The sequence below is a fragment of the Limnohabitans sp. genome (assembly GCF_034680285.1).
GTDB lineage: Bacteria > Pseudomonadota > Gammaproteobacteria > Burkholderiales > Burkholderiaceae_C > Limnohabitans_A.
Genome location: NZ_JAXITC010000006.1, coordinates 40,504 through 64,853, shown reverse-complemented (window position 1 = coordinate 64,853; position 24,350 = coordinate 40,504). Strand labels below are relative to the sequence as shown.

General features: G+C 56.1%; 27 protein-coding genes and 2 tRNA genes. 10 read left to right on the top strand and 19 right to left on the bottom strand.

Annotated features, from left to right (window positions below; all coding sequences use genetic code 11):
* Positions 1–227 precede the first annotated feature (227 nt).
* Positions 228–1,502 (top strand): sigma-54 dependent transcriptional regulator, encoded by a 1,275-nt coding sequence (locus SWE17_RS06805; protein WP_322992352.1) that lies wholly within the window; start codon positions 228–230, stop codon positions 1,500–1,502.
* Between the two features lie 68 nt (positions 1,503–1,570).
* Here the strand turns inward: SWE17_RS06805 and SWE17_RS06800 are convergent, their stop codons facing one another.
* The 4 genes from SWE17_RS06800 to SWE17_RS06785 form a co-directional block, all read right to left on the bottom strand.
* Entirely contained in the window at positions 1,571–2,074 is a 504-nt protein-coding gene (locus SWE17_RS06800; RefSeq protein WP_322992351.1) for a hypothetical protein, read from the bottom strand.
* Positions 2,075–2,158: 84 nt separating this feature from the next.
* Positions 2,159–3,145 carry a flagellar motor protein MotB gene (locus tag SWE17_RS06795; protein ID WP_322992350.1) on the bottom strand — a complete coding sequence of 329 codons (987 nt, stop codon included), beginning with the start codon at positions 3,143–3,145 and terminating at the stop codon, positions 2,159–2,161.
* Entirely contained in the window at positions 3,145–4,008 is an 864-nt protein-coding gene (gene motA, locus SWE17_RS06790; RefSeq protein WP_100118880.1) for a flagellar motor stator protein MotA, read from the bottom strand. Before motA ends, SWE17_RS06795 begins: the two co-directional genes overlap by 1 nt.
* A gap of 15 nt (positions 4,009–4,023) precedes the next feature.
* A complete protein-coding gene (locus SWE17_RS06785) occupies positions 4,024–4,206 on the bottom strand; it encodes a hypothetical protein (protein WP_322992349.1) in 183 nt (60 codons plus the stop codon).
* Between the two features lie 86 nt (positions 4,207–4,292).
* Between SWE17_RS06785 and SWE17_RS06780 the strand changes: the two genes are divergently transcribed.
* Together SWE17_RS06780 and SWE17_RS06775 are read left to right on the top strand one after the other, a co-directional pair.
* A complete protein-coding gene (locus SWE17_RS06780; protein WP_322992348.1) occupies positions 4,293–5,219 on the top strand; it encodes a GNAT family N-acetyltransferase in 927 nt (308 codons plus the stop codon).
* A gap of 8 nt (positions 5,220–5,227) precedes the next feature.
* Positions 5,228–5,638: a surface-adhesin E family protein gene (locus tag SWE17_RS06775; RefSeq protein WP_322992347.1), complete on the top strand. Its 411-nt coding sequence runs from the start codon at positions 5,228–5,230 to the stop codon at positions 5,636–5,638.
* Between the two features lie 29 nt (positions 5,639–5,667).
* Here SWE17_RS06775 and SWE17_RS06770 read toward each other — a convergent pair whose 3' ends face one another.
* The 12 genes from SWE17_RS06770 to SWE17_RS06715 are packed head-to-tail and all read right to left on the bottom strand — an operon-like array spanning position 5,668 to position 15,639.
* Positions 5,668–6,651, bottom strand: a complete 984-nt coding sequence (locus tag SWE17_RS06770; RefSeq protein ID WP_322992346.1) for a hypothetical protein — start codon at positions 6,649–6,651, stop codon at positions 5,668–5,670.
* A complete protein-coding gene (locus SWE17_RS06765; RefSeq protein WP_322992345.1) occupies positions 6,648–7,244 on the bottom strand; it encodes a hypothetical protein in 597 nt (198 codons plus the stop codon). The genes SWE17_RS06770 and SWE17_RS06765 overlap by 4 nt, the downstream gene beginning before the upstream one ends.
* A 17-nt stretch (positions 7,245–7,261) precedes the next feature.
* A complete protein-coding gene (locus SWE17_RS06760; RefSeq protein ID WP_322992344.1) occupies positions 7,262–8,689 on the bottom strand; it encodes a hypothetical protein in 1,428 nt (475 codons plus the stop codon).
* Positions 8,686–9,849 carry a flagellar biosynthesis protein FlhB gene (gene flhB / locus SWE17_RS06755; protein WP_322992343.1) on the bottom strand — a complete coding sequence of 388 codons (1,164 nt, stop codon included), beginning with the start codon at positions 9,847–9,849 and terminating at the stop codon, positions 8,686–8,688. The genes SWE17_RS06760 and flhB overlap by 4 nt, the downstream gene beginning before the upstream one ends.
* A complete protein-coding gene (gene fliR / locus SWE17_RS06750) occupies positions 9,842–10,618 on the bottom strand; it encodes a flagellar biosynthetic protein FliR (RefSeq protein ID WP_322992342.1) in 777 nt (258 codons plus the stop codon). The genes flhB and fliR overlap by 8 nt, the downstream gene beginning before the upstream one ends.
* Positions 10,619–10,636: 18 nt before the next feature.
* Positions 10,637–10,906: a flagellar biosynthesis protein FliQ gene (gene fliQ / locus SWE17_RS06745; protein WP_322992341.1), complete on the bottom strand. Its 270-nt coding sequence runs from the start codon at positions 10,904–10,906 to the stop codon at positions 10,637–10,639.
* Positions 10,907–10,916: 10 nt separating this feature from the next.
* The gene (fliP, locus tag SWE17_RS06740; protein ID WP_322992340.1) at positions 10,917–11,669 is read right to left on the bottom strand and encodes a flagellar type III secretion system pore protein FliP; all 753 of its coding nucleotides are present in this window, start codon (positions 11,667–11,669) and stop codon (positions 10,917–10,919) included.
* On the bottom strand, positions 11,666–12,010 hold the full coding sequence (gene fliO, locus SWE17_RS06735; RefSeq protein WP_322992339.1) for a flagellar biosynthetic protein FliO: 345 nt from the start codon (positions 12,008–12,010) through the stop codon (positions 11,666–11,668). Before fliO ends, fliP begins: the two co-directional genes overlap by 4 nt.
* 18 nt (positions 12,011–12,028) lie before the next feature.
* The gene (gene fliN, locus SWE17_RS06730; RefSeq protein WP_322992338.1) at positions 12,029–12,340 is read right to left on the bottom strand and encodes a flagellar motor switch protein FliN; all 312 of its coding nucleotides are present in this window, start codon (positions 12,338–12,340) and stop codon (positions 12,029–12,031) included.
* Between the two features lie 18 nt (positions 12,341–12,358).
* The gene (gene fliM, locus SWE17_RS06725; protein WP_322992337.1) at positions 12,359–13,363 is read right to left on the bottom strand and encodes a flagellar motor switch protein FliM; all 1,005 of its coding nucleotides are present in this window, start codon (positions 13,361–13,363) and stop codon (positions 12,359–12,361) included.
* 23 nt (positions 13,364–13,386) lie between these two features.
* The gene (locus SWE17_RS06720; RefSeq protein WP_322992336.1) at positions 13,387–13,965 is read right to left on the bottom strand and encodes a flagellar basal body-associated FliL family protein; all 579 of its coding nucleotides are present in this window, start codon (positions 13,963–13,965) and stop codon (positions 13,387–13,389) included.
* Positions 13,966–13,989: 24 nt separating this feature from the next.
* Entirely contained in the window at positions 13,990–15,639 is a 1,650-nt protein-coding gene (locus SWE17_RS06715; protein ID WP_322992335.1) for a flagellar hook-length control protein FliK, read from the bottom strand.
* A gap of 227 nt (positions 15,640–15,866) precedes the next feature.
* Here SWE17_RS06715 and flhA point away from each other — a divergent pair, with 227 nt between their 5' ends.
* The 7 genes from flhA (at position 15,867) to fliS (ending at position 22,731) form a co-directional block, all read left to right on the top strand.
* Positions 15,867–17,984 (top strand): flagellar biosynthesis protein FlhA, encoded by a 2,118-nt coding sequence (gene flhA, locus SWE17_RS06710; protein ID WP_322992334.1) that lies wholly within the window; start codon positions 15,867–15,869, stop codon positions 17,982–17,984.
* Between the two features lie 6 nt (positions 17,985–17,990).
* Entirely contained in the window at positions 17,991–19,475 is a 1,485-nt protein-coding gene (locus tag SWE17_RS06705; RefSeq protein WP_322992333.1) for a hypothetical protein, read from the top strand.
* Positions 19,468–20,292, top strand: a complete 825-nt coding sequence (locus tag SWE17_RS06700) for a MinD/ParA family protein (RefSeq protein ID WP_322992332.1) — start codon at positions 19,468–19,470, stop codon at positions 20,290–20,292. The genes SWE17_RS06705 and SWE17_RS06700 overlap by 8 nt, the downstream gene beginning before the upstream one ends.
* A 5-nt stretch (positions 20,293–20,297) precedes the next feature.
* A complete protein-coding gene (fliA, locus tag SWE17_RS06695) occupies positions 20,298–21,008 on the top strand; it encodes an RNA polymerase sigma factor FliA (protein ID WP_322992331.1) in 711 nt (236 codons plus the stop codon).
* A gap of 15 nt (positions 21,009–21,023) precedes the next feature.
* Positions 21,024–21,575, top strand: a complete 552-nt coding sequence (locus SWE17_RS06690) for a hypothetical protein (protein ID WP_322992330.1) — start codon at positions 21,024–21,026, stop codon at positions 21,573–21,575.
* A 5-nt stretch (positions 21,576–21,580) separates the two neighbouring features.
* Entirely contained in the window at positions 21,581–22,168 is a 588-nt protein-coding gene (locus tag SWE17_RS06685) for a hypothetical protein (protein ID WP_322992329.1), read from the top strand.
* Positions 22,169–22,308: 140 nt separating this feature from the next.
* Positions 22,309–22,731 carry a flagellar export chaperone FliS gene (gene fliS, locus SWE17_RS06680; protein ID WP_322992328.1) on the top strand — a complete coding sequence of 141 codons (423 nt, stop codon included), beginning with the start codon at positions 22,309–22,311 and terminating at the stop codon, positions 22,729–22,731.
* A 33-nt stretch (positions 22,732–22,764) separates the two neighbouring features.
* On the opposite strand, the gene SWE17_RS06675 is transcribed toward fliS, so the two are convergent.
* From SWE17_RS06675 to SWE17_RS06665, 3 genes are all read right to left on the bottom strand, one after another.
* Positions 22,765–22,841 (bottom strand) — tRNA-Arg (locus SWE17_RS06675).
* Between the two features lie 104 nt (positions 22,842–22,945).
* Positions 22,946–23,022 (bottom strand) — tRNA-Pro (locus tag SWE17_RS06670).
* A 55-nt stretch (positions 23,023–23,077) separates the two neighbouring features.
* Positions 23,078–24,337 carry an acyl-CoA dehydrogenase family protein gene (locus SWE17_RS06665; RefSeq protein ID WP_100118899.1) on the bottom strand — a complete coding sequence of 420 codons (1,260 nt, stop codon included), beginning with the start codon at positions 24,335–24,337 and terminating at the stop codon, positions 23,078–23,080.
* Positions 24,338–24,350: the final 13 nt, after the last annotated feature.

The following is a 24,350-nucleotide window of genomic DNA, read 5'->3' as shown; positions in this document are numbered from 1 at the left end:
GCGCTTTCTCCTCTGAATGGAGCGGGCTGGTGGCTCAAAATCCAGCAAAAAACCTTCATTTGGGACGATTGGGTTCTTAAGTTACCATTTTTAGGTGGTCAAAGTGTGAATTTTGATTTATAAACACAGATATTGTCATTTGTGTCATTTTCAGCACTGTGCTGAAGTGAACCCTGTGATCGCCCACCCACACCTCTGATGCCACAACATCTTCCGGTCATTCTTGGATGAAACCTCGCAACCAACCCCTCATCATTGGTGACAGTCAGGCCACGCTTTTCCTGCGTGACTTGATCAAAACCCTGTCGGCGTCGGCATCGACCGCGCTGATCACCGGTGAGAGTGGTACAGGCAAAGAATTGGTGGCGCAGTCTCTTCACATGCAAGGCCCGCGCGCATCGGGTCCATTTGTGCCCATCAACTGTGGTGCGATTCCGCGTGATTTGATCGAGAGTGAGCTGTTTGGCCACCGTAAGGGCAGTTTCACTGGCGCGGTGTCGGATCGTTTGGGGCGTTTTGAACTCGCCCATGGGGGCACGCTTTTCCTGGATGAGATTGGTGACTTGCCGATGGACATGCAGGTCAAGCTGCTGAGAGTGCTGCAAGAGCGCTGCATCTTGCCGGTGGGGGCTTCCAAAGAGGTACCTTTGGACGTGCGCGTGGTGGCCGCGACCCACAAAAAACTGGAAGCTGAGGTCGAAGCCGGCCGTTTCCGGGAAGATTTGTATTACCGCATCAACGTTTTGCCCGTGACCACCACGCCATTGCGTGAACGTCCCTCGGATGTGGCGGCCTTGCTGCATTTTTATGCCGACAAGCACGCGTTGCCGCACATCAGGGCTGTGCGTTTTTCGCCAGAGATGATGCAGCTCATGCAGACCTATACCTGGCCGGGTAATGTGCGGGAGTTGTCCAACCTGGTTGACCGTTTTTCTACCCTGTACCCCGCCCAAGTTTTGCATGTTCAAACAGTTCCAGCCTGCATGATGCCGCTGGGTATGGCGGCTTTGCAGGCCGAGTGGTTGGCCAAGCACGGTCAGACAGCTCCTGCAACTTTCCAGCCATCCATGACAGATTCTGTGGCGGTGTCACAAGTGGTTGCGCCCGCTGAGGAAGAGTTGCTCTTTGGATTACCCAAGGGCGCTGAGACACTGGGCACTTCGCCGTTTGACCGCGAAGACGATCCCATGTCGCACTTGTTGTCGAGCCCCTCTGGCTCTTTCAGCATGCCCGTCAAAGCGTTCAGTCCCGCACCTTTGTCTGCATCCAACGATGAAATCAACGAGGTTGAGCAAGCGATTTTGTTGGCACAGGGCATTCAAACCTTGCCGCCTGAAGGCATGTCGCTCAAGCAGCATTTGGTGGAAGTCGAGCGCAGCTTGATCGAGCAAGCTTTGGCACGAACCCAAGGGAATGTGTCTCAAACGGCAAAACTGCTGCAATTGCAACGAACAACCTTGATTGAAAAAATCAACAAGTATGAGCTGCGCAACGTGGCTTGAAGTGAACCCGCTAGCCTCAACGGTCTGACATGTCGTTGGTAAGAGGGGACGCCCTTAACAGCAGGCTCTCAAAATGGTGGTTTGATCACTTGGGCGCAGGTGCCCTTGATGAGTTTGACGGTGCGGCCGTCTGAAATGCTGAGCGATTGCTCAAAACGGCCCGTTTTGCGGTCCACCACAAATTCTTCGCCAGAGATCATGACGCCAAAGCGTTGAAACATGGCGGGTCGGTAAACCTTGACGCGTGTGCCCATCAGCGTGAGGGTGCCGGCTCGGCTTTCTGAAATAGAAATCCTACCTTGGTACCAGCCAGATTTTTGTTCAAAATCGATCTGAGCCATGGCCACACGAGCGGGCTCGTTTTCCTTGATGCCCAAGGCCAATTGACCGTCCAGGTCCAATTCCAACTCGCAGATCAAATCCATCACGCCCTTGCTGCCACCGGGCATGCTTTTGGGGGTGGTCAGCTCCGTTGACACGCTGCTGTTGTCGGCCATGAGGTGCACCAAGCCCCAAATGCCCCCCATCACCAAAAGACCGATGGCGACGCCAATGGCGATATTTTTCAACATGGATGAACCTCTCGCTGGGCGTTGGGGAGTGAAAGCAGTGCAAACATCATGCTTGAGGACTTTACCAGCAGCGCTGAGCCATTGTCATTGATTCAGCACCGTGATGCTGACCCTGCGGTTGCGCGGGTCGGCAGGGTTGCCGGGCACATTCGGGTTGGTGTCAGCCACCCCTTCAATGCGTGAGAACCGGTTGGGGCCTATGCCTTGGCCTTGCATGAACTGGCGGGTGGCATCGGCCCGCTCGGTCGACAAACTCCAGTTGTTGCGCATGCTCTCGGGCGGGAAACCTGTGCTGTCGGTGTGTCCACGGATGGCCAACTTATTGGGCAAAGGCTTGAGTGACTTGGTCACTTCAGACATCAAGGCGGCTGCCTTGGCGCCCATTTCGGCGCCGCCAGAACCGTACATGGCAAAGTCGGCCTTGTCGATCACCTCGATGCGCAAGCCTTCCTTGTCGCGGGTGATGCTGACTTGGTCCTTGATCTTCTCGAACTGTTTGCTCTCGGACAGTTTCTGCTTGATTTCTTTTTCCAACTTGTCGAAGTTTTGCTTGTCCTGCTTTTCGCTCGGCGTGCCCGTGCCGCTTTCCTTGCCGGGATCTTGCTCAGACGGGCCGTCCTTGTTGTTTTCTTCCTTGGAAGAACCAAAGCTCTCGCCAGGTCCGCCTTGAGCTTGTGGCGTCAAGCGCTCGAGCATCGCGGTTTGTTTGGAGGAAAAAGGGAAACCGTCTGGGTCAATGATGGAAGTGCCACCAAACAAGCCGTTGGAGCCCGCCAGTTCGCCCATAGAGATCTGGCTGTGGGATGAAGGACGGAAGTAGTCCGCGACACTTTTCTTCTTGTCTTCGGTGCTGGCACCCAACAACCACATGAGCAAAAAGAAGGCCATCATGGCCGTCATCATGTCGGCCAGTGCGATCTTCCAAGCACCGCCATGGGCGCCCGCATGACCATCGTCGGCAATGATCTTTTTGACAACGATGATGGGCCGCAGGGCCTCTGCTGCAGCTGCGGCTTCGGCCGCCGCGACTTCCTCGGGCGTTCCCGCTGCGGCTTTGTCTGCCTCTGCCATCAAGAGCCTCGCATGCCGTCAAAGACTTCAGAGAAACTCGGTTGGCTGTGGTGTGAAATGCAGGCTCGTGCCGATTCGATGATCAAGGGCTGCGGATAACCCCGCAGGTTGCCCACGATCATTTCGCGAATGACGTCAAAGGCCTGAGCATCTTCGTTGATGATTTGTGTCAAACGACCGGAAAACGGCTCGAACATGCCGTAGGCCAAGAACACGCCCATCAGCGTACCCACCAGGGCGGCACCAATCAGCGCGCCCAGCACAGGAGGGGGTTGGTCAATCGCGCCCATGGTTTTCACCACACCCAACACGCAGGCCACAATACCCAGCGCAGGCAAACCACCCGCGATACCGGCCAGCGCTGCGGGCGCCAGCAAAGCTTCGTGGTGGTGGACCTTGATGGCTTTTTTCATCAAATCGTCCAAAGCATCGGCGTCGAGGTTGCCCTGAGAGATCACCATCAAGCGCAGCGGATCACAAATCATCTGAACAATGGAATGGTCTTTGGCCAGTTTGGGGAATTCGCCAAAAATCGCGCTGGAATCGGGGTTTTCAACGTGCGATTCCAACGCCACCACACCTTCTTTTTTCATGACGGCTTGCAGCTTGCCCACCAAGAGCATCAAGGCCAGGTAATCGGCTTGGTGAAAGCTGGGGCCCTTGATGCATTTGCCAATACCGCCCATGGCTGCTTTGAAAACAGGAAAACTGTTCGCAATCAACGAGGCCCCGATGGCAGAGCCCCCAATGATGATGAATTCGAAAGGCGCAGCCTTGATGATGGGCGCCATTTTGCCGCCCGCGAGAATGTAGCCACCAAACACGGCGCCGAACACCACTGCCAAACCGATAAAGAAAAACATGCTGGCCCTTTTGTTTTAAACCATGCACCAAACACCGATGCACCAACCCAATGCCCACTGAAAAAACAAGTCCATCGCATTGCCGAGCAAGAGGATGGGCAAACCCACATACAGTGCAATCCAAACCCAACCTGAAAAGGTCAAACGGGCTTTGGGAATGTCATGTCCGAGGATGCTTGAAACTTGACGTGAAGACATGGCTTGAAATTCCATTCACACCGGTATAAATCGGTTGCAAATGCGGTATCTTGAGCGAATTTGGAAAATTTGCCTATTATGACGATATGGAAGTGAAATGGGAGCTTTTGCCGCAGGCTGATTGGGAAGAATTTCATTCGACCCAGCACGGCGCATTGCAGCAGTCATGGCTTTACGGTGAAGCTTTGACCGCACTGGGTGTGCGCGTTCACCGCGCGATGGTCTGGGAAGAAGGGCGTCTCTTGGCTGTGGCCCAGTTCATGTGCAAACGCTGGTTGGGTTATTTGTCGGTGGCTTCGTGTACCCGAGGTCCCGTATGGCACCCGCAGGTGCCCGCCGCGCAACGTTCGGCCATTTACAAACAATTGCGACAAAGCTTGCCGGTACCTCGGTTGAAAGTCGTGCTGTTTTCACCTGACCGAAGTGCCGATCAAGTCGACCCGGTTGAAATTCAAGGTCTCTCGCGTGTGATGACCGGTTACGCCACCGTGTTGCTCGATTTGAAGCAAAGTCTGCCGACCTTGAAAGCCGCTTTGGAGGGCAAGTGGCGAAACCGCTTGATCAAGGCCTTGTCGAATGAAAAAATCCGATTTCATGTGCAGCCCAGCTTGAAGCGTTGCGAATGGTTGCTGGGCAAAGAACTGGACCAGCGTGAGGCGAAAAAGTTTCAGGGTTTGCCCACGGACTTTGTTCAAGCCTACATTGCCGCGGCTGCAGACCATCGGCAAGCTTTTGTGGTGGCCTATGCTGAAATGGGCAAAAACACCATTGCGGGCATGCTGTTTTTGATCCATGGCCGAGTGGCCAGTTACCATATGGGATGGGCCGATGAACAAGGTCGGCAACTCAGCGCCCACAACGCCTTGTTGTGGGAGTCGGTGACGCATCTGCAAGGCATGGGCATCGAGGTGCTGGACTTGGGGGGCGTCAACACCCACGATTTGCCGGGCGTTTCGCGTTTCAAATTGGGCACGGGTGGTCAAGCCATCACCTTGGCCGGAACTTATTTTTGAGAAAAGACATGACTTTGCCTTTGTTTTCCATGCGCGCCCGGCGGGTGATTGGCCTGGGCTGTTTGGCCATGTGGGCTGCATGGGTGCCGAGCATCGCTCACGCTTGGACTCGTATCGGTGAATCCGAAGAAGTGACGCTGTATGTCAATCGCAACAGCATTGAAAAAGAAGACACCATTCGCCGTGTCAGGGAAATGCAGGACTTGAAAACCGCTGACGCCGAAGGTGTGCGCTCCAGAAGTTACATCAACGAATACGACTGCAATTACAAAATGCACCGATTGGGGCAAATGACGAGCTACGCTGGCCCCAAAATGACTGGGCAAAAGCTGTTCACCGTGAACGAAATGGGTTACTGGCGCAAAATCCCGCCCTACGGTGTTTTTACGCTGACTTACATCGCACTTTGTATTGAGTAAGTCAGCCTCTCAAGCCTTGTGAGACCTCTTCAAGGCTTGCTGACTGGCGCTGCTGCCGGAGCAGGGGTTGCAGCGGGTGTGCCGGTCTGTTGAGTGGCTTCACCTGGCTTGGCTGCTCCAAATCTCGGAAATTGAACAGCACGCTCGCGTGAGCTGTTGGCATTGTTCTTTTGCACCGTTTCGAGGTAACGCTCTTTTTGGAGTGTGACCAACGCTTCCACATCGCGTTTGAGTCCGTCCACATTGCCGACCGCCGACTTCAATGACTTGACTTCGTTGCCCAAGGATTGAACGGCATTGGCCTGGGTTTGCAATTTGGCATTGATGCCTTGGACCTGGCGAATCACCGAGTCGCTGCTGGCGGCCACTTGTTTGGCGGTTTCACTGGGCACCTTTTGCACCAAGCTCTCCGATTGCTTGAGCGAGGCGTCAATACGGCCTTCAATCTGGCCTTGGGACTTGGTCAAGGCCACCTGTTGCGAAGCCAGTTCTTTCACGCTTTGGTTGACGCCTTCCAGAGACTCCATGCCCGTGTTGAGTTCCACCACACGCTTGCCCACGGCCATCAACATGGCGTCCAGTTGGTTGATGCGGCTGACCAAGCGCACGCCCATGATCAGGAAAAAGATCAGGCTGATTACCATGACGCCGCCCATCACGGCCAACAAGAGGCGTGCTTTTTTATGGCCAGCGTCTGTCACCTCTTTGAATTCTTCGGTGGCCCGTCGCAACTGGCTGCTCACACTGGTGGCCGCTTCGGCGGACTTGGTGGCCAATTCTGCTGAATCGAGCACCACCTGTGCCAAGGATTGGTATTGCTGGTAAGCCCGCTGGTCTACGGTGATGCCCACATGCATGGGCTTTTCAGGTGTCGGGTTGGCCGCAGTAACAGGTTTGGGGGGTGATTCGGGCGGTGCCGAATCGACAGTGGGTTCTGTGGGCGATGTTTCGCGGCCTTCGACTTCAGCGATGTCGACAGGTTCCTCAGAGGGCTTGAAGGTGTTCTCGCTCATTTTTTCTTTCCTCGGACTTGGACGGGGGGACGCAATCTTTGGAGTTGTTCTTCCAAGAGTGAGTTGCGTGTTCTCAGCTGGGCGATGCGGGTCCTGATCGGGCTGCCTTGCTCCCAAAGTTCGGCCACGCTCAACACGGGGGTGGGCGCGGCCTCTGGGGCTGGTTTTTCAGCGGCCGTGTTGTTGGACAGCTTGATGTCGGGGGTGGCACTGGCGTCTTGGATCACCACACCATCGGTCAACTGCGGCTCAACCTTCTGGGCTTCATCAGGCGCACTGGACACAGCTTTTGATTTCACCCGGGAAGGTTTGCGCGTTTGGGTAGGCGCAGGGGATCGTGCCGAAGACCTGGCGGGTGATCGACTTGGGGTCTTGGCAGCCACGGGTTGCGCTGGTTTGTCTGAAGGTGTTTGAACCTTCGAAGCCGCTTTGCGCTTGCTGGTCAGGGGCGATGCGGGCTTCGGGGTGACAGATTTTTTCACCGCAGTCGCTGCGCGTTTGCGAGGAGCAGTCACTTGCGCTTCCAGCGACGCATCGGTGCTGGATGCCGTTGCTTCAGACATCACTTGAGACGAGACTTTTTTCTTGGTCATGGTTTGGCTTTCAGGTCTCAGGTCGGGCTTTTGAGTTGCTCTTGCAAGCCGCGGGTAGGCCGCACCCAACTGCGAGGGATGCCCGGCCGCTTGGAGGCCTCATAGCCCTGACCCACATTGCTGTAGGGGCCAGAGACGATCACAAAGTGCGCCAATTTTTCGCCTGGGCGGTATGCCGCGATGATCTGGGCATCCTTCAAGGGTGGATGGCGCCGTTGGATGTCCAACACCTTCGCATAGCTGCTGGCGGTACCGTGTTGCAACAAGAAGGTGTTGGCGTCGAGCTTGCGCAACCATTCCTGGCCTTTGAGCGTGCCTTCGGGGGTCTCAATGGCCGTTTCAGCGGGTGTGATGGCCATTGCCACTGGCGCAGGGGCTTGGGAGCTTGGGGTCTGCGTTGGAGGTGTCACCGCAGTGGGGCCCTCTTGCACTGCAGGCATTGAAGAGGGCTCAGAGGCTACCCCTGAAGTGGCAGCATTGTTGGTAGCTGGGTTGGAAGGTCCGGCCAACTGGGGACTTGTCAAAGGCGTGGCCACCAACGGTTTGGCCGCCTTCAACCCAAAAGCCTCTGGTTGGATCCAAAGCATCATGAGGGTCGACATGACCAGGGCAAAACTCACACCGAGTGCCAGCTTGTTGTTCTGGCGCAGCCAGGCCACAGCGCCTTTCATGCCTGCACCTGAACCGGTCCACGATTGGAGGGCCAAGACACCATGCTTTTGGAATGTGTGCAGTTGCAGCTGAAGTTTGGAGCTTGAAGTTTTGCTTGTCTCTGTCCTTGTTTCTGGTGCAAAGGTGGCGAGCAACTCTGGTGCATCAAAGATCGAGTCCAGTTGAGGGCGCTGCTGGCGCTGGATGCGTTGGATCAAGGGCTGCACTGCGCTCAAATTCCCGTCGTTGCGGGCCTGCTCCAGAGCGGCTTGCGCTTGCTCTTCGGTCGGGGCTTCGATGTCCCAGCGCAATATTTTTCGGCCAAAGGCCGACAAAGGAGACTTTTGCGCATGGGGCTGACCCGACATCAGCAAAATGGCACGGATGTTGGCGCCAGGGAAATTTTGAATCAGGCGTGCCAACAATTGGATTTCGCTCTCTGGCAGGGTCTGTGCATCATGCACGATCCAGATTTGCGCTTGGTTCACCGTGGCGTTGGCTTTGACGGCCTGGTTGAGTGACTGGCTGGCCAGCACTTCATTGAATCGGCCCAGCAAAGAGTCGGTGTTGGCCGGAAAGTAGACCTCGATGCGGTGTTCTGGCGCTTGCTGACGCACGCGCACCAGCAGCAAATTCATGTAGTGATCGAGCAAGGCCTCAAACGGGCAATAAAGCGCCAGACTCAGGCCCTCGTTGGCCACGGCGTTGGCGCAACCGTCAATCCGCATCCGGTCGGCTGCGCGGAAGACGTAAGAATTCAAAGCAATCGTTTCAGGGTGGATTTGGATGTTCATGCTGTAGCGCCCGCTTTCTCAAGCCGGCTGCCGTCGGGGTTGAACTGCATGTTGGGTGGGACTTTCACACGGGGTTTGGCTTGCGGTGGGTTCATGGGCGATGCCGCTTCCAGGCTGAAGACATAGGCAATGACTTGCGCCACGGCGTGGTACAAGTCTTCGGGCACTTGTTGCTCGACTTCGGTGGTGAAGTAAATGGCGCGGGCCAAGGGGGCGGCTTCAAACAGGTAAACGCCGTGGGCCTTGGCTTCTTCGCGGATGAGTTTGGCCATGTGGTCTGAGCCTTTGGCCACCATGATGGGTGCACCGTCGCCTGTGGGGTCGTATTCGAGCGCCACGGCGAAGTGCTCGGGGTTGGTGATCACCACGTCGGCATCTTTGATGCGGGCCATCATGCGCGAGTTCGCCATCTCTCGTTGACGGCGGCGAATTTGGGCCTTGACCTCCGGGCTACCCTCCATTTGCTTGTATTCGTCCTTGACCTCTTGCTTGGTCATGCGCATTTGCTTCATGAAGGCGTATTTTTGGTAGGGCACATCGATCAACGCGATGACCGCCAAGCTCAGGGCGACCCACAAAGTCGATTTCATGATCATGACCGCCGCCGCCGTCAAGGCTGGCTCCAGACCCATTCGGCCCATTTGAATGAGTGAGTCCATGTTGCTCATCAAGGACCACCAGAGCACGGTCGCGACCAAGGTGAATTTGAGAATGGCTTTGCCCAGCTCGACCAAGGCGTGGGTGCCGAAAATTCGTTTGAGCCCACTCATGAGGCTCAGTTTGGAACTTTTGGGCGCGACCGCCTGAAGCGAGAACAGGTAGCCTCCAGTCACGCCAGACGCCACAATGGCGGCGATGACGGTGAACACCATGATGGGCATCACGGTGATGAAAGAGGACAGCATTTGGTCGCCAAAGACGGCGGGCAAAAGCAAGGGTTTGTCGATGGTGGTGCGGTCAAAAACAAAGCCGTTGGCAAAAATTTGGGCCATGCGGCTGACCAGCCAGCCACCGCTCATCAGCAGCATCATGAGCGAGCCAATGACGATCACGGCTGCGGGCAACTCAGAGGAGCGGGCCACCTGGCCCTGTTCTCTGGCATTGCTGAGTTTCCTGCCCGTCGGGTCTTCTGTCTTGTCGTCACTCGATGCATCAGACATTGGGCACCCCCATCACGTCTCGCACCACGTTGAAGCCTTGCACCCAAAGCCATTCGATGCGGGCACCGATGCTCTCCAAGGACATGATCAAAATCAGAAAGCCCCCGATGATCAGCGCGGGGAAACCCACCGCAAAAATGTTCAAGCTGGGCGCAGCGCGGGTGACCACGCCCAAACCCACGTTGATGAACAGCAGCGACACCATCACGGGCAAGGCCATCAAAACCGCCCCCAAGAACACCATGGAGCTCCACTGCAGGACGCGTCCATAAACATCTTGGTTCAGGATAGAAGTGCCGATCGGCAGGGAGAAAAAAGATTCGGAAATGATCCCCAGCATGATGGCGTGGCCACCGAAACCTACAAAAATCAGGGTTGACATCACGATCATGAGCTGAGAGATGACGGGTACGTTGCCCATGTTGGGATCCATCATGCTGGCCATGGACAGACCCATGGCTGCGGCGATGCTCTGACCGCCGACGACCATGGCAGCCACCACCACTTGCATGATGAGGCCCATGACGGAGCCGATCATGATTTGGTTGAACACCTCGACCAACCCTGGTGCGGTGGAGGGGTCGATCACGGGCCAAGTGTGCAGGGGGTAAACCAGCCAAGCCAACACCAAAGCCATCAAGATGCGAAGACGCAAGTTGAAGGCGTTGATCGAAAAAATGGGGGCGGTGATCATCAGCGCGGAAATGCGCAGCATGGGCCACAGAAAGGTGTAAAACCTTTCAATGACGTCGGCTGCGAGGAAGTTCATGGCGATGCGTTCCTGAAATCAGCTGAAAAGGGTAGGGATGCGCTGAAAGATGCTGCGCGTGAAGTCGATCAGGGTGACCAGTTGCCAGCTGCCAAAGGTCAATAAGCCCAACGCGAGTGCGATCAACTTCGGGATGAAGCTGAGCGTGGATTCGTTCACAGACGTAGCGGCTTGGATGATGCCAATGAACAAACCCACTGCCAGTGCGAGCACCAGCAGGGGGGCACAAACCAGCATCGCTGTCCAGAGCGCTTGTCGTCCCAAATCGATGACCATGGCGGTGTCCATCTCGTCTCCTTCAAGGCATGGCAAAGCTGCCGGCCAGAGAACCCATGATCAGGCTCCAGCCGTCCACCAGCACAAACAACATCAATTTGAACGGCATCGAAATCATCATGGGTGACAACATCATCATGCCCATGGACATCAAGACGCTGGCCACAATCAGGTCGATGACCACAAAGGGGATGTAAATCAAGAAGCCGATGGTGAATGCGCTTTTGAGCTCGGAGGTCAAAAAGGCGGGCACCAAGGTCATGAAAGGCACGTCTTGAGCGCTCGCCACGCCTTTGTTTCTGGCGATTTCCATGAACATGGCAATGTCGTCTTCACGGGTTTGCAAAAGCATGAAGGCCCGAATCGGCTTTTCTGCCGCGGCCAATGCCTTGTCAAAAGCCAGACCTTGGTTCATGTAGGGGAGCAGGGCGTTTTGGTAAACGTCGTTCAGTACGGGCGACATCACAAACAAGGTCAAAAAGAGCGACAGACCGACGATGACCATGTTGGGGGGAGTTTGGCCAGTGCCCAAGGCTTGACGCAAGATGGACATGACGATGACGATGCGCACAAAGGCGGTCATCATGAGCAGCAAAGAGGGCAACACCGACAGCGTTGTCATCAAGGCCAGCAGTTGCAGCGTGATGCTGTATTGCGTGCCTTTGCCTGTGTTGGTGCTGGTGATGGCGGGCATGTCGGGCGCCGCCTGCGCCAGAATAGGCAAAAGCCCCACCAAAAGGGTGAGGATCAAACCGATGGGGACGTTGCGCTTCATGGGGAGAGGGTTTCCGGTGAGGCCTCAAAGGCAGCTGGCGAGTTGCCACTGCCGTTGGATGTGTAGATGTTCTTGTCAGGCCAAGGTGAGAGCACAGTGATGTTTTGGGCTGAGACTCCGACCAAAATTTCACGCTCATCCACCCGGATCAGCATGATTTTTTGGCGTGTACCCACCGAGAGGGTTTCAATGGTTTGAAGACGTTGGGTGTGTTTGCGCAGCAGGCCTTGGCCGTTTTGCAGCTTGCGCAGCGTCCACAAGAGGGTCAGCAGCAAGCCGATGACAAAAACAAAGCTGAACAGGTATTGCAACCAGTCGCTCAATGTCCAAACCGAGGTCATGCTGTGTTCGCCTCGGGTTTAGAGGTTGTCAAGACGTTCGGAGGCTGGGACCACGCGCGTCAAGCGAATGCCATAGCGGTCGTTGACCAGCACCACTTCGCCTTGGGCCACCACGGTGTTGTTCACCAGCAGGTTCAAGGGTTCGCCCGCAATGCGGTCCAGCTCAACCACGCTGCCTTGGGTCAGGCGCATGAGGTCACGGATTTTGATCACGGCACGGCCCACTTCAATGGACAAAGTGACCGGGATGTTTTGCAACACATCGCCGTGGATCTGGCCTTTGGTGCCTGACTCCGGGATGAATTCTTCGGGGTTGTTCAGTTCGCTCATGGGCGCTCCTCAAGGGGTTCAAGCGGTTAAGTTGGGGCTGATGGCTTCGGTGATCTTGACAGCCACTTGACTGCCCATGGCACCCACTTCGACCTCGAAGACAGGCATGTCTTCGATCATGGCCCGCGCCGATTCGGGTTTTTTGAATGGCAATACATCGCCAGGTTGCATGGTTTTCAAATCTTGCAGAGACATGCTCATCTTGCCCAGCAAAATTTGGATTTCCAATTCGGCATCGCGCACCGCATCGTCCAGCTGTACGCGCCAGACTTTGTCAGACTCTTCATTGCCGTCGCCCGTTTGTACGCGGCTGCGCAAAACGTCGCGCACAGGCTTGAGCGCGACATAGGGGATGACCATGTCGATGAAGCCAGAGCCTTGGTTGGTGGAGTCCGATTCGAATCGGCTCAGCACCACCAGGTCGTTTTCATCGGCGATTTGGGCAAATTGAGGGTTGATTTCTGAGCTGACGTGTTCAAAGTCAATAGGCGCCACGGGAGCCCAAGCTTCTTTGAACGAGCGGAAAAAAACCTGCAAGATGATTTTGATGATGCGCGCTTCGGTCGGCGTGAACAAGCGGCCTGCAGGCAGTTGCCCGACACCACGCCCAAAGCCGCCAAAAAAGCTGTCCAGTGAACTGAAGACCACGGTGGTGTCGATCACCACCATGGCATAGCCCCGCAACGGGGCCATGCGGATGATGTTCACCGACAGGGGTGCCTTCAACTCTTTGATGTAATCACCAAAGCGAACAATTTGCGCCCGAGTGGGGTTGACCCTGGGGCTGGTGCGCAGCACTTCCAACATGCCCAAGCGGAACATGCGGATAAAGCGCTCATTGATCATGTCCAGCGAGGCGACGTTCACACCCAGGCTGCTGTCTTCAGCGGCCAGGTCGTGCTTGCGCACTTGGACATCCAGGTTGTAGCCTGTGTCCACTTCCATGCTGCCGTCGTTGAAGCTGGCCGACAAGGCGGCCAGTTCTTCGGGCGACAAGAGGTTTTGCGATTCAGCCAAGCTCATGAGAAACGATCAGTCAAACAGGATCACTGGACCACAAAGCTGGTGAAATAGACTTCTTCGATGCCACCGAAGTCTTCGTATTTCTGCAACAGAGCGTTCATTTCTTCGCGAATTTTGGCGGCCAATTCTTTGCGGAACTCAGGCTTGGCCATGTCCGCTTCGGTTGTTTGACGCATGACGTCCAAAGCCACAGAGCGCAGTGCAAATTCATGCTTTTTGGCGTTTTTGAAGACGCGCTCGTCGTAGTGCGTCATGATGGCTGCGTTCAATTGAATGACTTTGCGTGTGCCCGTCAAGTTGGAGACGAGCGGCTTTTCCAGCTCCATGTAGCTTTTCTCAAACCGCTCGAGCTCGGGCGATTCCTTGGCTTTCTTTTGGGGAGTGGTGTCACTGGCCCCAGCTTTGGGGTCAGAGGCGCTTTCTTCCATGGCTTTCAAGGCTTGTTCGGCGGCCAAAGTGTCTTTTTTGTCAAAGAAGCCGGTCACAAACATGGTGCCCACGGCCGTGCCCACCAAAAGAAGCAGCGCCACCAATGCGATCACAATGATCTTGATCAGGGGAGATTTTTTCTTGCCTTCAACTTCAATTTCTTCGTCAGCCATCATTTTTCCTTGGTTGTTTGCGGGTCAAACCAGCACATCCCAGCCATCTTGCCCCATCTTCATCCGCGCAGTGGGGGCCTGAAGGGCTGAAAGGCTGGATTGTGGGTCATCCGAGCTGTCATCTGCCGATTTTGACATTTGTCCAGGTGTCGACTCTCCGCCACGTTTTTGGGTTTGACCATCGCCAACCTGCATTGAAGCAACATCCATGCCCATTTGGTTCAAGGTGTCTTTGAGCTTGGACATGCCTTCCTGGAGCAATTCGCGGGTGAGGGCTTGCGGTGCGGTGAACACCGCGTCCAGCTCGCCACTGCGCATGCGCATTTCCACCTCAATGTGACCCAAGGTAGCAGGGCGCAAGGAGAGTTTCAGGTGCCATTGGCCTTTTTCGATCTCTGACAAAATGCGCTGGCCCACCGCTTGGCCCATTTTTTCGGCCAAGTTTTGGATTTTCTCACTGCGCTGAGCGTTTCCAGAGTCGGGTGCCGAGGCACTTGCATCGGGGTGTTGGGCATCTTGGCGTGCCGCTGCGGCCAAATCGACCCGTTGACCCGCATGGCCAGACAAGGGTGTTGGGTGATCATTGCCAGCCGTGGTGTTGCTCAGACCGGACCCTTCGGTCAAGGCTTGGCTCAAATTGTCCAGCAACTCGGGCGTGGCGATCTGGGACAGATCGATCTCGCTCAAGGATACGCCGGAAGGCGTGGTGACGGCTTCTTTGGCTGGCGCTGCGACCATGGGGTTGCGCAGCATCCAGAAAGCAGCGGGTGCTGGAGAAGCCATCAAGTTGATTTGGACTTTGGCGACTTCAGCCGGGTCTTCTTGAGCAGGGCTGGTCACGCGGGCTTTTTCTGTGCCTTGTGCCATGGCCCAGAGTGCAGCCGCAGTGAGCGCATTGGGATTGAACAGTCCATTGGGATTGCTGTCGCCGACATTGGTATCTGCGTTTGTTATGGCGACTGGTGTCAAGGCGGAGGACTGACCCAGTGGTGCAGTGTTGGGCAATCCCAGCTCTGCCATCGAAGAGGTGGGTGAGTTGATGGCTGTTGCGGGAAGAGGGCTCCCCGAGGCGGCGGAGTTCTCAGTTGGAATGGTGTTCCCGAGGGGGCTGCTTCCCAAACCTGCCAGAACGGCTTGTCCTGAGATGTCAACAGGGTTCAGTGGCGCCACTCCACCTGCTTGGCCTGCCGTATTCATGGAGTTGACCAAAGCCACGCTATCGAGAGAGCCAAGGCCAACTGTGACGGTCATGGGCGTGGGCGCGGCGACCACCGGGTTGCTGCCCATCAGCCATTGGACTGCAGTTTCGTCCAGTCCTTGTGAGCGGGCAAACGCTTCCAAGCTTTGTTCGTCGGGCACCGCGGCCTCCGAGGTGATGACATTCATGTTGGGGCCCAAATGGACGGCCTTCAGAAAGTCCCCGCCCAGTGAAGCACTCAAATTTCCGCCAAAAGAGCCTGGCCAACCTGCTTGCTGCTCAGAAACGGCGGCCATCTCTTGCCCCGCTGGCTGAGCGGAAGTTTCCGTTGAGGACTGCAAAACCCCCGACATGATTTGCCCAAACTCGCCGTTGGCAGGGCGATCGCTGGGGTTGCCAGCAGTTTCTGGCAGGTCGACTTTGGCGCTGTTGGCTGTTCGGCTGGGAGATTCAATCGGTGCGAGGTTCAGGGACATGTGGATTTAGAGTGAGCAATGACTGGGAAAACAGGCCTCAGGCAGCGGACAATTCTTGCCGCTTGCCTTTGGAACACCCTAATTGAGCAATTTGCGCACCAGGTTTTGCTGGGGTGGCGGGCTCAGTTGGGTGAGGGGTGTCAAAAGGTGTGGCATGTACCTTGCTTAAAGGTCATGAAACATTGGTATTCCGACACTTTATTCACCCTGCCAGCTTCGACCCACCCATGACCACATTGACCCTGTCCGCCATCCGACAGAATTTTGCGCGCTTCGATTTGGCGGGTTTGGGCTTGCCCGTCTTGGTCTTGTTGATCATGGCGATGTTGGTGGTGCCCTTGCCAGCCTTGTTGCTGGATATCTTGTTCACGTTCAACATCATGATTGGCTTGGTGGTGATCATGATCGCGATTGGCACCCGCAAACCCCTCGAGTTTTCGTCTTTCCCCTCGGTGTTGCTGTTTGCCACCATGCTGCGCCTGGCGCTGAACGTGGCCTCAACACGTGTGGTGTTGGTCAACGGCCACGAAGGCCCAGATGCCGCAGGCAAAGTGATCGCCGCATTTGGCGAGTTCGTGATCGGCGGTAACTATATTGTGGGTTTCATCATTTTCGTGATCTTGATGATCGTGAACTTCTTTGTGGTGACCAAAGGTGCAGGTCGAGTTTCCGAGGTCAATGCCCGCTTCACCTTGGATGCCATGCCCGGCAAGCAAATGTCGATCGACGCCGATCTGAATGCTGGTGTGATCGACCAAGAAACCGCCAAAAAACGTCGTGAAGAACTGGCTCAAGAGTCCGATTTCTTCGGCTCCATGGACGGTGCTTCCAAGTTTGTGAGCGGTGACGCTATGGCGGGCTTGCTCATTTTGATCATCAACATCGTGGGCGGCTTGGCCATTGGCATTGGTCAGCACAACCTGTCGGTGGGTGACGCCAGCCGTATTTATGTCTTGTTGACCATCGGTGACGGCTTGGTGGCCCAGATTCCATCTTTGTTCTTGTCGCTGGCCACCGCCATCATCGTGACCCGGGTGACGACCTCCGAGTCCATGACCGAGCAGGCGACCAGCCAATTTTCAAATGTGCCCGCTTTGTTCATCTCGGCCGGCATTTTGACCATTTTGGGCCTGGTCCCTGGTATGCCCCACCTGGTCTTTTTGTCCTTGGCGGGCGCCACGGCGGGTGTGGCTTTCATGGTCATGCGCAAACAAATGCAATTGGAAGAAAGCGCAGCTGCACCCGCAGCGCCCAGCAGCGATGCGCCCAAAGAGTTGGATTGGGACGATGTCGAGCAGGTCGATTTGATTGGTTTGGAAATTGGTTACGGCCTGATTCCCTTGGTCAATGTGGAGTCGGGCGGTCAGTTGATGACCCGCGTAAAGGGTGTGCGCAAGAAGCTTTCGGCCGAATTGGGCTTTTTGGTGCAGCCTGTGCGCATCCGCGATGCCTTGAATCTCGAGCCCGATGCGTATCACATCGTTTTGAACGGCGTGGTGCGTGGCCGTGGCGAAGTGAAGGTGGGCCGCGAATTGGCGATCAACCCCGGGAAGGTGTACGGCAAAGTCGAAGGCCAGGCCACCAAAGAGCCTGCTTTTGGTCTGGAAGCCGTTTGGATTCAGCCCGTCATGCGCGACCAAGCCCGCGCCTTGGGTTACACCGTTGTGGACCCGAGCACTGCCATTGCCACCCACATGAACAAAGTGCTGCGCGACAACGCTTCGGAGTTGATGAGCCACGATGAAGCGCAGAAATTGCTCGACAAGTTGGCCGCCAAGTCCCCTAAATTGGTTGAAGAGCTCGTGCCCGGCAAGTTGTCCTTGGGCGTGGTCACCCGCACGCTGCAAAACTTGTTGCAGGAATCGGTGCCGATCCGCGACATGCGTACCGTCGTCGAAGCCCTGACCGAAGTCTGTGGCCGCACGCAAGACCCTGACCAATTGACACAACTGGTGCGTCCCAAGTTGGGCCGCATGATCGTGCAAAGTTTGACGGAAAACCGCGACACCTTGTCGGTGTTGACCCTGGACCCCCAGTTGGAGCAGTTGCTGCACAACGTGTTGCAACAAAACACCAACTCGGCCGGTATGGTGCTGGAGCCCAGTTTGGCCGAAAGCCTCTTCGCTGCACTGCGCGAGAGTGCACGCACAACGGAAGAGCAGGGCTTGCCTGCTGTGTTGGTGGTGTCACCCGCCATTCGGCCCTGGATGTCCCGCGCGGTGCGTTACCGCGTGAACGACCTCACGGTTTTGTCTTACAGCGAAATTCCGGACGACCAGTCTGTCAAGGTGATCAACACCGTTCAAGCTGATCCTCGCAACAATTCTTCCGCCCCCAAGGCCTGATAAATCATGGAACTCAAACGCATCATTGCCCGCGACAGCCGCTCCGCCAATGAAAAAGCCATCCAGTTGTACGGCAACGATGTCTTGATCATCTCCAGCCAGCGCGTGGACCAGCAGACCGAGTTGATCGTGGCCGTGGACGTGGCCAGCGAACCCTTGGCGCAGGCCCCTCAGGCTTCCTTGCCCCCCGTCGATGCGACCGAGGCCAAGCCTTCGTTCAAAGCCAACGACGACCAGTTTTTGCCCTTTGCCGAGGTGTTCCAAAACGCCAACGCACCCGTTGCACAAGACCCAGTCGCCGCAGATTCCGATGAAATGGCCTTTGAAACCGCGCTGGAACGTTTGCGTGCCCGCCCTGACGCGCCCGCGCCCGCAGTTCACGTCGATGCGCAGACCCCGATGGCCACGCCTGCGGCAGTGGTTCAGCCAGCCCAGTCCAAACTGGAGGTGGCCAAAGCCGCCCAATACGAACAACAGCGCAGCCACGAAATTGTGGACATGCTGCGTGAAGAAATGGCCGCTTTGCGTAAGGAATTTGCCCTTTCGCGCCAAATGCAGCCTTGGCAGCAAACCTTGGGTTTGTCGCCAGACATCCAAAAACTGAGCATGGCGATGCAAGAAGTGGGCATGCCTTCGGGCTTGCGATCCTTGCTCACCGACAGCATTCAGCAACTTGAAACGCTCGACGAAGCCTGGCCCTTGGTTCAGCGCATGTTGGTGGAAGCCATGGATCGTCCTGTGGTGGAAGCGCCTAGCCAAGGCGTGCATGCTTTGTGCGGACCCTCGGGCGCTGGCAAAACCTCGATGCTGGGGCGTTTGGCTTATGCCGCTGCCCAGACGCACGGTGCCGAAAAGCAGGTCATGATCAGTTACGGTGACCAGCGTCCCGGTGCTTGGTCACAAATTCAACTGTTGGCTTCTCAAGCGGGCGCTTCCTGCTTTCGGGCTGCCGACATGGGCATGCTGCAGACCTTGTTGGACGATTTGCAGGGCAAGACCATCTGGATCGACACCCCAGGGGCAGATTTTTCCGCCCAAGCACAACAACTTCAGTCGCAATTGAGCCTCCAACTCCATGCGGTCTTGCCGGTTGATGCTACAGTGACCAGTGTGCAAAAAATTCTCCAAAACCCCGAAATTCGCTGGTCTTCATTGATGTTGACCAAAGTGGATGAAGCCGCCTACCCATGGCCCTTGATCAAGGGTCTGTGTGAGCAGCCTTTGGCGGTTTCTTGCATGGCTGAGGACAGCAAAATCAACGTTCCGGCTTTGGCTTTTGGCGCAGCCCGCTTGGTGGATTTGGCCATGACGCCTTTGCAGGCCTTGTTGCCTGAGATTCAGCATCTGGGTGCTGCCATGCCATCGGTCAAAACTGCACGCAAGCCACGGGCCAATAAATCAACCATTTCTGTGGCAGAAGTTCAACCCAAGTCCCGTGCCGTCAAGCCGCGGGCCACGACAATGTCGTCTGCCAAGGCCGTTCATGGATAAGAAAAACTTCCCTCAAGTCATTGGTGTTGCCAGCGGCAAAGGGGGCGCCGGAAAAACCACGGTGGCCATCAATTTGGCCGTTGCTTTGGCGCTCCGGGGACACAACGTCATGTTGTTGGATGCAGATTTGGGCATGGCCAATGCACAAATCGCTTTGGGTGCGCATGCCCCGTTCAACATCAGCCATGTGCTCAATGGCACGAAAACCCTGCAAGAAGTCCTGGTGACCACAGCCCAAGGTGTGCGTTTGGTGCCTGGCGCTTCGGGCTTGCGCAACATCGCTGCGCTGGATGCTGCCCAGATCGCGACCATGATCCGATCCTTTGACAGCTTGGATGAGCCGGTTGATTACTTGGTGGTGGACGTTGCTGCGGGCATTGCGCCAGCCGTTTTGGAGTTCATGGCCGCCTGCCAACGCCGCTTTGTGGTGGTGTGCGACCAACCTTCTTCGATCGCCGATGCCTATGGTCTGATCAAGGTCATGTCGACCGAGCAGTCGCTGGACGAAATTTATTTGATTCCCAACATGGTGGGCAGTGCCCATGAAGGCCGCCAGTTGTACCGGCGACTGAACGATGTGTGTGCCCGATTTTTGGGCATTTCAATCCGTTACTTGCATGCCATCGAAGGCGATGAGTTGGTTTTGCAAGCTTTGCGCAAATACCAATCTGTTCTGGATTACGCCCCGGGCAGTGCCGCTTCGCGTGATTTCAGAGCCTTGGCTGAAGCGCTGGACCAGCTGCCCCCCATCCAAACGGCATCGGGTCGCATGCAGTTTTTCATGGAGCGCATGCTCCGTGTTCCTTCAAACGGGTGACACGCATGAGCAGCAACGTCTCTCTGTACGAAGAGGTTGGCAACCAGCATGAGTCCATGATTCTGGCGCACATGCCCATGGTCAAACGTGTGGCGGTGCACTTGAAGGCACGCTTGCCCCCTTTCATGGAGCTCGATGAGCTGGTCCAGGTCGGCATGGTCGGCTTGATCGAAGCTGCCCGGTCTTTTGACCCCACCAAAGGTTTTGAGTTCGAACATTTTGCGCTGAGCCGTGTTCGAGGGGCCATTCTGGACGAGGTGCGGCGTCAGTCGTTCCTGCCTCGCTCGGCTGTGGCCTTCAATAAAAATGAAAACGAAGCAGTCCATGTTTTGGCCGCCGAGTTGGGGCGCGCGCCCACCCAGGCCGAGTTGGCTTTGTTCATGGGCAAAGAAATTGAGGAATTTCACAAAGAGCGTGGCCAAGCCAAACGTTTTGAAACCTTCTCGATGGAAGTGGTCAACGACGAGGTCATGAGCATGCCTGCTGACAGCGCCATGCAGCCCGAAGTGATGGTGGAGGAGGCCGAGTTCATGGAGGCCGTGGTGCAAGCCATTGACGAGTTGCCAGAGCGTGAACGGCTTGTGATGTCTCTTTATTACGTCGAAGAGCTCAACCTTAAGGAAATCGGTGAGGTTCTTGGCGTGAGCGAGTCCCGGGTCAGCCAGATTTTGTCGACGGTGGTGAAGAAACTGCGGCAAAATTTGCAAATTGCTTAAGGTCAGACTAGGTCCATGTTCGGTCTTTTTTCACGCAACAAACCCGTCGACGACATGCGTCGCGCGGAGGCGGCTTACGAAAAAGTTGCCTCTTTGAAGGGTGACTCCCATGATGCGCGCAGCTTGCGCTTGCGCATGGGCTTGATCTGCCGCGCCCATTTGGACAAAACCTTTGTGGACGGAGCCGAGCAAACTGCGGCTTGGGAAGAGCGAGCACGGTTGGCATTGCTCGAAGGATTGCCTTTGCCTGAGGCCCCTAAACCGTCCAAATTCCAGAAAATCCGCTCAGGCGACAACGAGATCTACGCCTACTTGCCCGAAGAGTTTGTTGTTCAAGCCTTTGCTTTGGGTTCACGTTACCAAAAAACCGAGTTATCGGCCCCCAAAGCCATTGAGGCGATGCAAGCTTTGGCTCAGCAAATCAGCTACTACGAATTGCGTTTGCCTGAGCCTTTTCAGGTGTTGGACTTCTTGCGAGAAGAGCTGGCTGCAGAAGCTGCCTTGCAAGAAGCGGCCGAGTCTGAGCAAGACAATTCACAACCGCCTGTTGGCGTCTTACCGACGTGATTCCCATGGATGCATTGCTCAACGCTTTGATGGCCATCGGCTTGCTGCTGGTACTGATTTTGGTCATTTACCTGATCGATCGGGTCAATTCGATCGAGTCTGAAACGCGCAAAGTGGTGAGTACGCTCAATGAAAGTGCCGCGAAATTGGCCACGCCCTCCATGGGTTTGAGTGCCAAAAAGCTGTGGGATGTCATGACCGGCAGATCTACCGAAGGTTTGGATCCCCAAGCCATTGACGACCTGCGCAGCCGTTACCCCATTATTTTGTCGAAACACGCTGAGGCCCTCTACAAAGACGGCTTCAAGGACGGCATTCTCGGCTCGCCCCCCAGTGATCCTAAAAACACCAAAGACATTGTGACCGCCAAAGGTCCTGTGGAGTCTTGGATTCCGACAGCCCAGGCCAATGCTTTGTACCAATGCGGTTTGAGTGCATCCCAAACCCCCGAGGCCGAATGGGGGCCGATTCGTGCCTCCATGGATGAAGCGGGGCAGTTTCTGTGGAGCAAAGCGCAGTTGGATGCCACCAGCCCCTTGTCAGAGTGGTTGATGCCGTCGTCTTCCGATGACGCCGCGACGCCTGGAGCGTGAACGCGAGAGTGATGTGAAAGGCCTTTGGCTGGCATCTTCCCCAGATCCGGCTGAATCTTTGCAGAAATGCAAGACAGGCCTCAAGTTTCTCCCCGAACCGCCGATTCCTCTGTTACTGAAGTAGTAAAGGGGTTTTTTCCATGCGTGCCTATTCCAAGTTTGCTGAGAGTTACGGTTCAGTTCAAGTCACCACAGGTGTGGCCACGGCAGACAACATTCAGCTGATTCAGATGCTTTTTGATGGCTTGCTCGAGAGCCTGGCTTCTGCTACCGGTCACATTCAAAACAATGTGATTGAAGACAAATCGAAAGCCTTGGCCCGTGCCGGTCGCATTGTGGTTGGTTTGCAAGGCGCCTTGGACTTCGAGCGTGGCGGTGAATTGGCTCAGAACCTCAACGAGCTGTATGCTTACATCACCCGTCGACTCTTCCACATCAACGCTTACAACGATTTGGCAGCGCTGGAAGAAGTCAAAACCTTGATCAGAGACATTTCGCAAGCTTGGCAGACATTGCCTACTTTGTTGGCAGATACCGGTCGCAAGACACGTTACGCCAACTGAGGAGGGGATACCCTGTCAAAGGGTAAGGCCGAATGGTCTGCCCGACAGGGATCGAACCTGTGACCCACAGCTTAGAAGGCTGTTGCTCTATCCAACTGAGCTACGGGCAGAAGTGGCAAGATCGACAGAAACACAAAAGGCCCTGACGGGCCTTTGTTGTTTGTGCGTCTGTGATCAGACTTTTGGTATTTCTTGAAGGTCAGACATCAGGAAATGGTCGGAGCGGCGGGATTCGAACTCGCGACCCTCTGCTCCCAAAGCAGATGCGCTACCAGGCTGCGCTACGCTCCGACAATCGATATTCTAACCCCCAAAAACCCCGTTCTTGGCCTTTCGGCCAAAAAAGTCAGCTGCCCCGTGTGATGGGCATGCCCAAATCACCGGGCAAAGCCAATTGCTTGGCCAGTTCCAGCTTGGCCAGCGAGTTGCGGTGCACCTCGTCTGGGCCATCGGCCAGTCGCAGTGTGCGCTGGTGAGCGTAAGCGTAGGCCAGCGGGAAGTCTTGCGACACGCCGCCACCGCCGTGGGCCTGAATCGCCCAGTCGATGATTTGGCAAGCCATGTTGGGAGCCACGATTTTGATCATGGCGATCTCGGCCTTGGCCACCTTGTTGCCCACGGTGTCCATCATGTACGCAGCTTTGAGGGTGAGCAAGCGGGCCTGCTCGATCATGCAACGCGACTCGGCAATGCGCTCTTGCCACACGGTCTGGCGGGCCACTTCGCGGCCAAAGGCCACGCGTTCGTTCAGTCGTTTGCACATCAATTCCAGGGCGCGTTCGGCGATGCCGATGGTGCGCATGCAGTGGTGAATGCGGCCAGGGCCCAAGCGGCCTTGGGCAATTTCAAAGCCACGGCCTTCGCCGAGCAAGATGTTCTCAGCCGGCACACGCACGTTCTTGAGCACGACCTCCATGTGGCCGTGTGGCGCGTCGTCGTAACCAAACACCGACAGGGCGCGTACCACGGTGATGCCGGGTGAATTGGCGGGCACCACGATCATGGATTGCTGCTCGTGGCGGCCTGCGTCGGGGTTGGTTTTGCCCATGACGATGTAGACCGCGCAGCGTGGGTCACCCGCGCCGGACGACCACCACTTGCGGCCGTTGATGACATACTCGTTGCCTTCGCGGCGGATCTCACACTCGATGTTGGTGGCGTCAGAGGACGCCACATCGGGTTCGGTCATCAAAAAAGCAGAGCGAATTTCGCCGCGCAACAGGGGCTCAAGCCATGTGTCCTTGAGGCTTTCGCTGGCGTAACGCTCCAGGGTTTCCATGTTGCCAGTGTCTGGCGCCGAGCAGTTGAAAATTTCTGCGGCAAAGGGCACGCGTCCCATGATCTCGCAAAGCGGCGCGTATTCGAGGTTGGACAGTCCCTGAGGTGCGCGGGTGGACTTGGGCAGAAACAGGTTCCACAAACCGGCGGCCAGGGCCTTGGGCTTGAGTTCTTCAACGATTTTGGTGGGCACCCAGGCATTGCCTTTGGCGCGGTTTTCGGCGATTTCTTCAAAGAACCGCGCCTCGTTGGGGTAAATGTGCTCGTCCATGAAGGCCAACAAACGGGCCTGCATGTCCTTGACCTTGGGGGTGTATTCAAAATCCATGGTCTATCTCCTA

What these genes read in the sequence shown, in the direction of transcription:
- SWE17_RS06805 (WP_322992352.1), top strand. Translation starts at nt 228, where the DNA reads ATGAAACCTCGCAACCAACCCCTCATCATTGGTGACAGTCAGGCCACG.
- SWE17_RS06800 (WP_322992351.1), bottom strand. Translation starts at nt 2,074, where the DNA reads ATGTTGAAAAATATCGCCATTGGCGTCGCCATCGGTCTTTTGGTGATG.
- SWE17_RS06795 (WP_322992350.1), bottom strand. Translation starts at nt 3,145, where the DNA reads ATGGCAGAGGCAGACAAAGCCGCAGCGGGAACGCCCGAGGAAGTCGCG.
- motA (WP_100118880.1), bottom strand. Translation starts at nt 4,008, where the DNA reads ATGTTTTTCTTTATCGGTTTGGCAGTGGTGTTCGGCGCCGTGTTTGGT.
- SWE17_RS06785 (WP_322992349.1), bottom strand. Translation starts at nt 4,206, where the DNA reads ATGTCTTCACGTCAAGTTTCAAGCATCCTCGGACATGACATTCCCAAA.
- SWE17_RS06780 (WP_322992348.1), top strand. Translation starts at nt 4,293, where the DNA reads ATGGAAGTGAAATGGGAGCTTTTGCCGCAGGCTGATTGGGAAGAATTT.
- SWE17_RS06775 (WP_322992347.1), top strand. Translation starts at nt 5,228, where the DNA reads ATGACTTTGCCTTTGTTTTCCATGCGCGCCCGGCGGGTGATTGGCCTG.
- SWE17_RS06770 (WP_322992346.1), bottom strand. Translation starts at nt 6,651, where the DNA reads ATGAGCGAGAACACCTTCAAGCCCTCTGAGGAACCTGTCGACATCGCT.
- SWE17_RS06765 (WP_322992345.1), bottom strand. Translation starts at nt 7,244, where the DNA reads ATGACCAAGAAAAAAGTCTCGTCTCAAGTGATGTCTGAAGCAACGGCA.
- SWE17_RS06760 (WP_322992344.1), bottom strand. Translation starts at nt 8,689, where the DNA reads ATGAACATCCAAATCCACCCTGAAACGATTGCTTTGAATTCTTACGTC.
- flhB (WP_322992343.1), bottom strand. Translation starts at nt 9,849, where the DNA reads ATGTCTGATGCATCGAGTGACGACAAGACAGAAGACCCGACGGGCAGG.
- fliR (WP_322992342.1), bottom strand. Translation starts at nt 10,618, where the DNA reads ATGAACTTCCTCGCAGCCGACGTCATTGAAAGGTTTTACACCTTTCTG.
- fliQ (WP_322992341.1), bottom strand. Translation starts at nt 10,906, where the DNA reads ATGGACACCGCCATGGTCATCGATTTGGGACGACAAGCGCTCTGGACA.
- fliP (WP_322992340.1), bottom strand. Translation starts at nt 11,669, where the DNA reads ATGAAGCGCAACGTCCCCATCGGTTTGATCCTCACCCTTTTGGTGGGG.
- fliO (WP_322992339.1), bottom strand. Translation starts at nt 12,010, where the DNA reads ATGACCTCGGTTTGGACATTGAGCGACTGGTTGCAATACCTGTTCAGC.
- fliN (WP_322992338.1), bottom strand. Translation starts at nt 12,340, where the DNA reads ATGAGCGAACTGAACAACCCCGAAGAATTCATCCCGGAGTCAGGCACC.
- fliM (WP_322992337.1), bottom strand. Translation starts at nt 13,363, where the DNA reads ATGAGCTTGGCTGAATCGCAAAACCTCTTGTCGCCCGAAGAACTGGCC.
- SWE17_RS06720 (WP_322992336.1), bottom strand. Translation starts at nt 13,965, where the DNA reads ATGGCTGACGAAGAAATTGAAGTTGAAGGCAAGAAAAAATCTCCCCTG.
- SWE17_RS06715 (WP_322992335.1), bottom strand. Translation starts at nt 15,639, where the DNA reads ATGTCCCTGAACCTCGCACCGATTGAATCTCCCAGCCGAACAGCCAAC.
- flhA (WP_322992334.1), top strand. Translation starts at nt 15,867, where the DNA reads ATGACCACATTGACCCTGTCCGCCATCCGACAGAATTTTGCGCGCTTC.
- SWE17_RS06705 (WP_322992333.1), top strand. Translation starts at nt 17,991, where the DNA reads ATGGAACTCAAACGCATCATTGCCCGCGACAGCCGCTCCGCCAATGAA.
- SWE17_RS06700 (WP_322992332.1), top strand. Translation starts at nt 19,468, where the DNA reads ATGGATAAGAAAAACTTCCCTCAAGTCATTGGTGTTGCCAGCGGCAAA.
- fliA (WP_322992331.1), top strand. Translation starts at nt 20,298, where the DNA reads ATGAGCAGCAACGTCTCTCTGTACGAAGAGGTTGGCAACCAGCATGAG.
- SWE17_RS06690 (WP_322992330.1), top strand. Translation starts at nt 21,024, where the DNA reads ATGTTCGGTCTTTTTTCACGCAACAAACCCGTCGACGACATGCGTCGC.
- SWE17_RS06685 (WP_322992329.1), top strand. Translation starts at nt 21,581, where the DNA reads ATGGATGCATTGCTCAACGCTTTGATGGCCATCGGCTTGCTGCTGGTA.
- fliS (WP_322992328.1), top strand. Translation starts at nt 22,309, where the DNA reads ATGCGTGCCTATTCCAAGTTTGCTGAGAGTTACGGTTCAGTTCAAGTC.
- SWE17_RS06665 (WP_100118899.1), bottom strand. Translation starts at nt 24,337, where the DNA reads ATGGATTTTGAATACACCCCCAAGGTCAAGGACATGCAGGCCCGTTTG.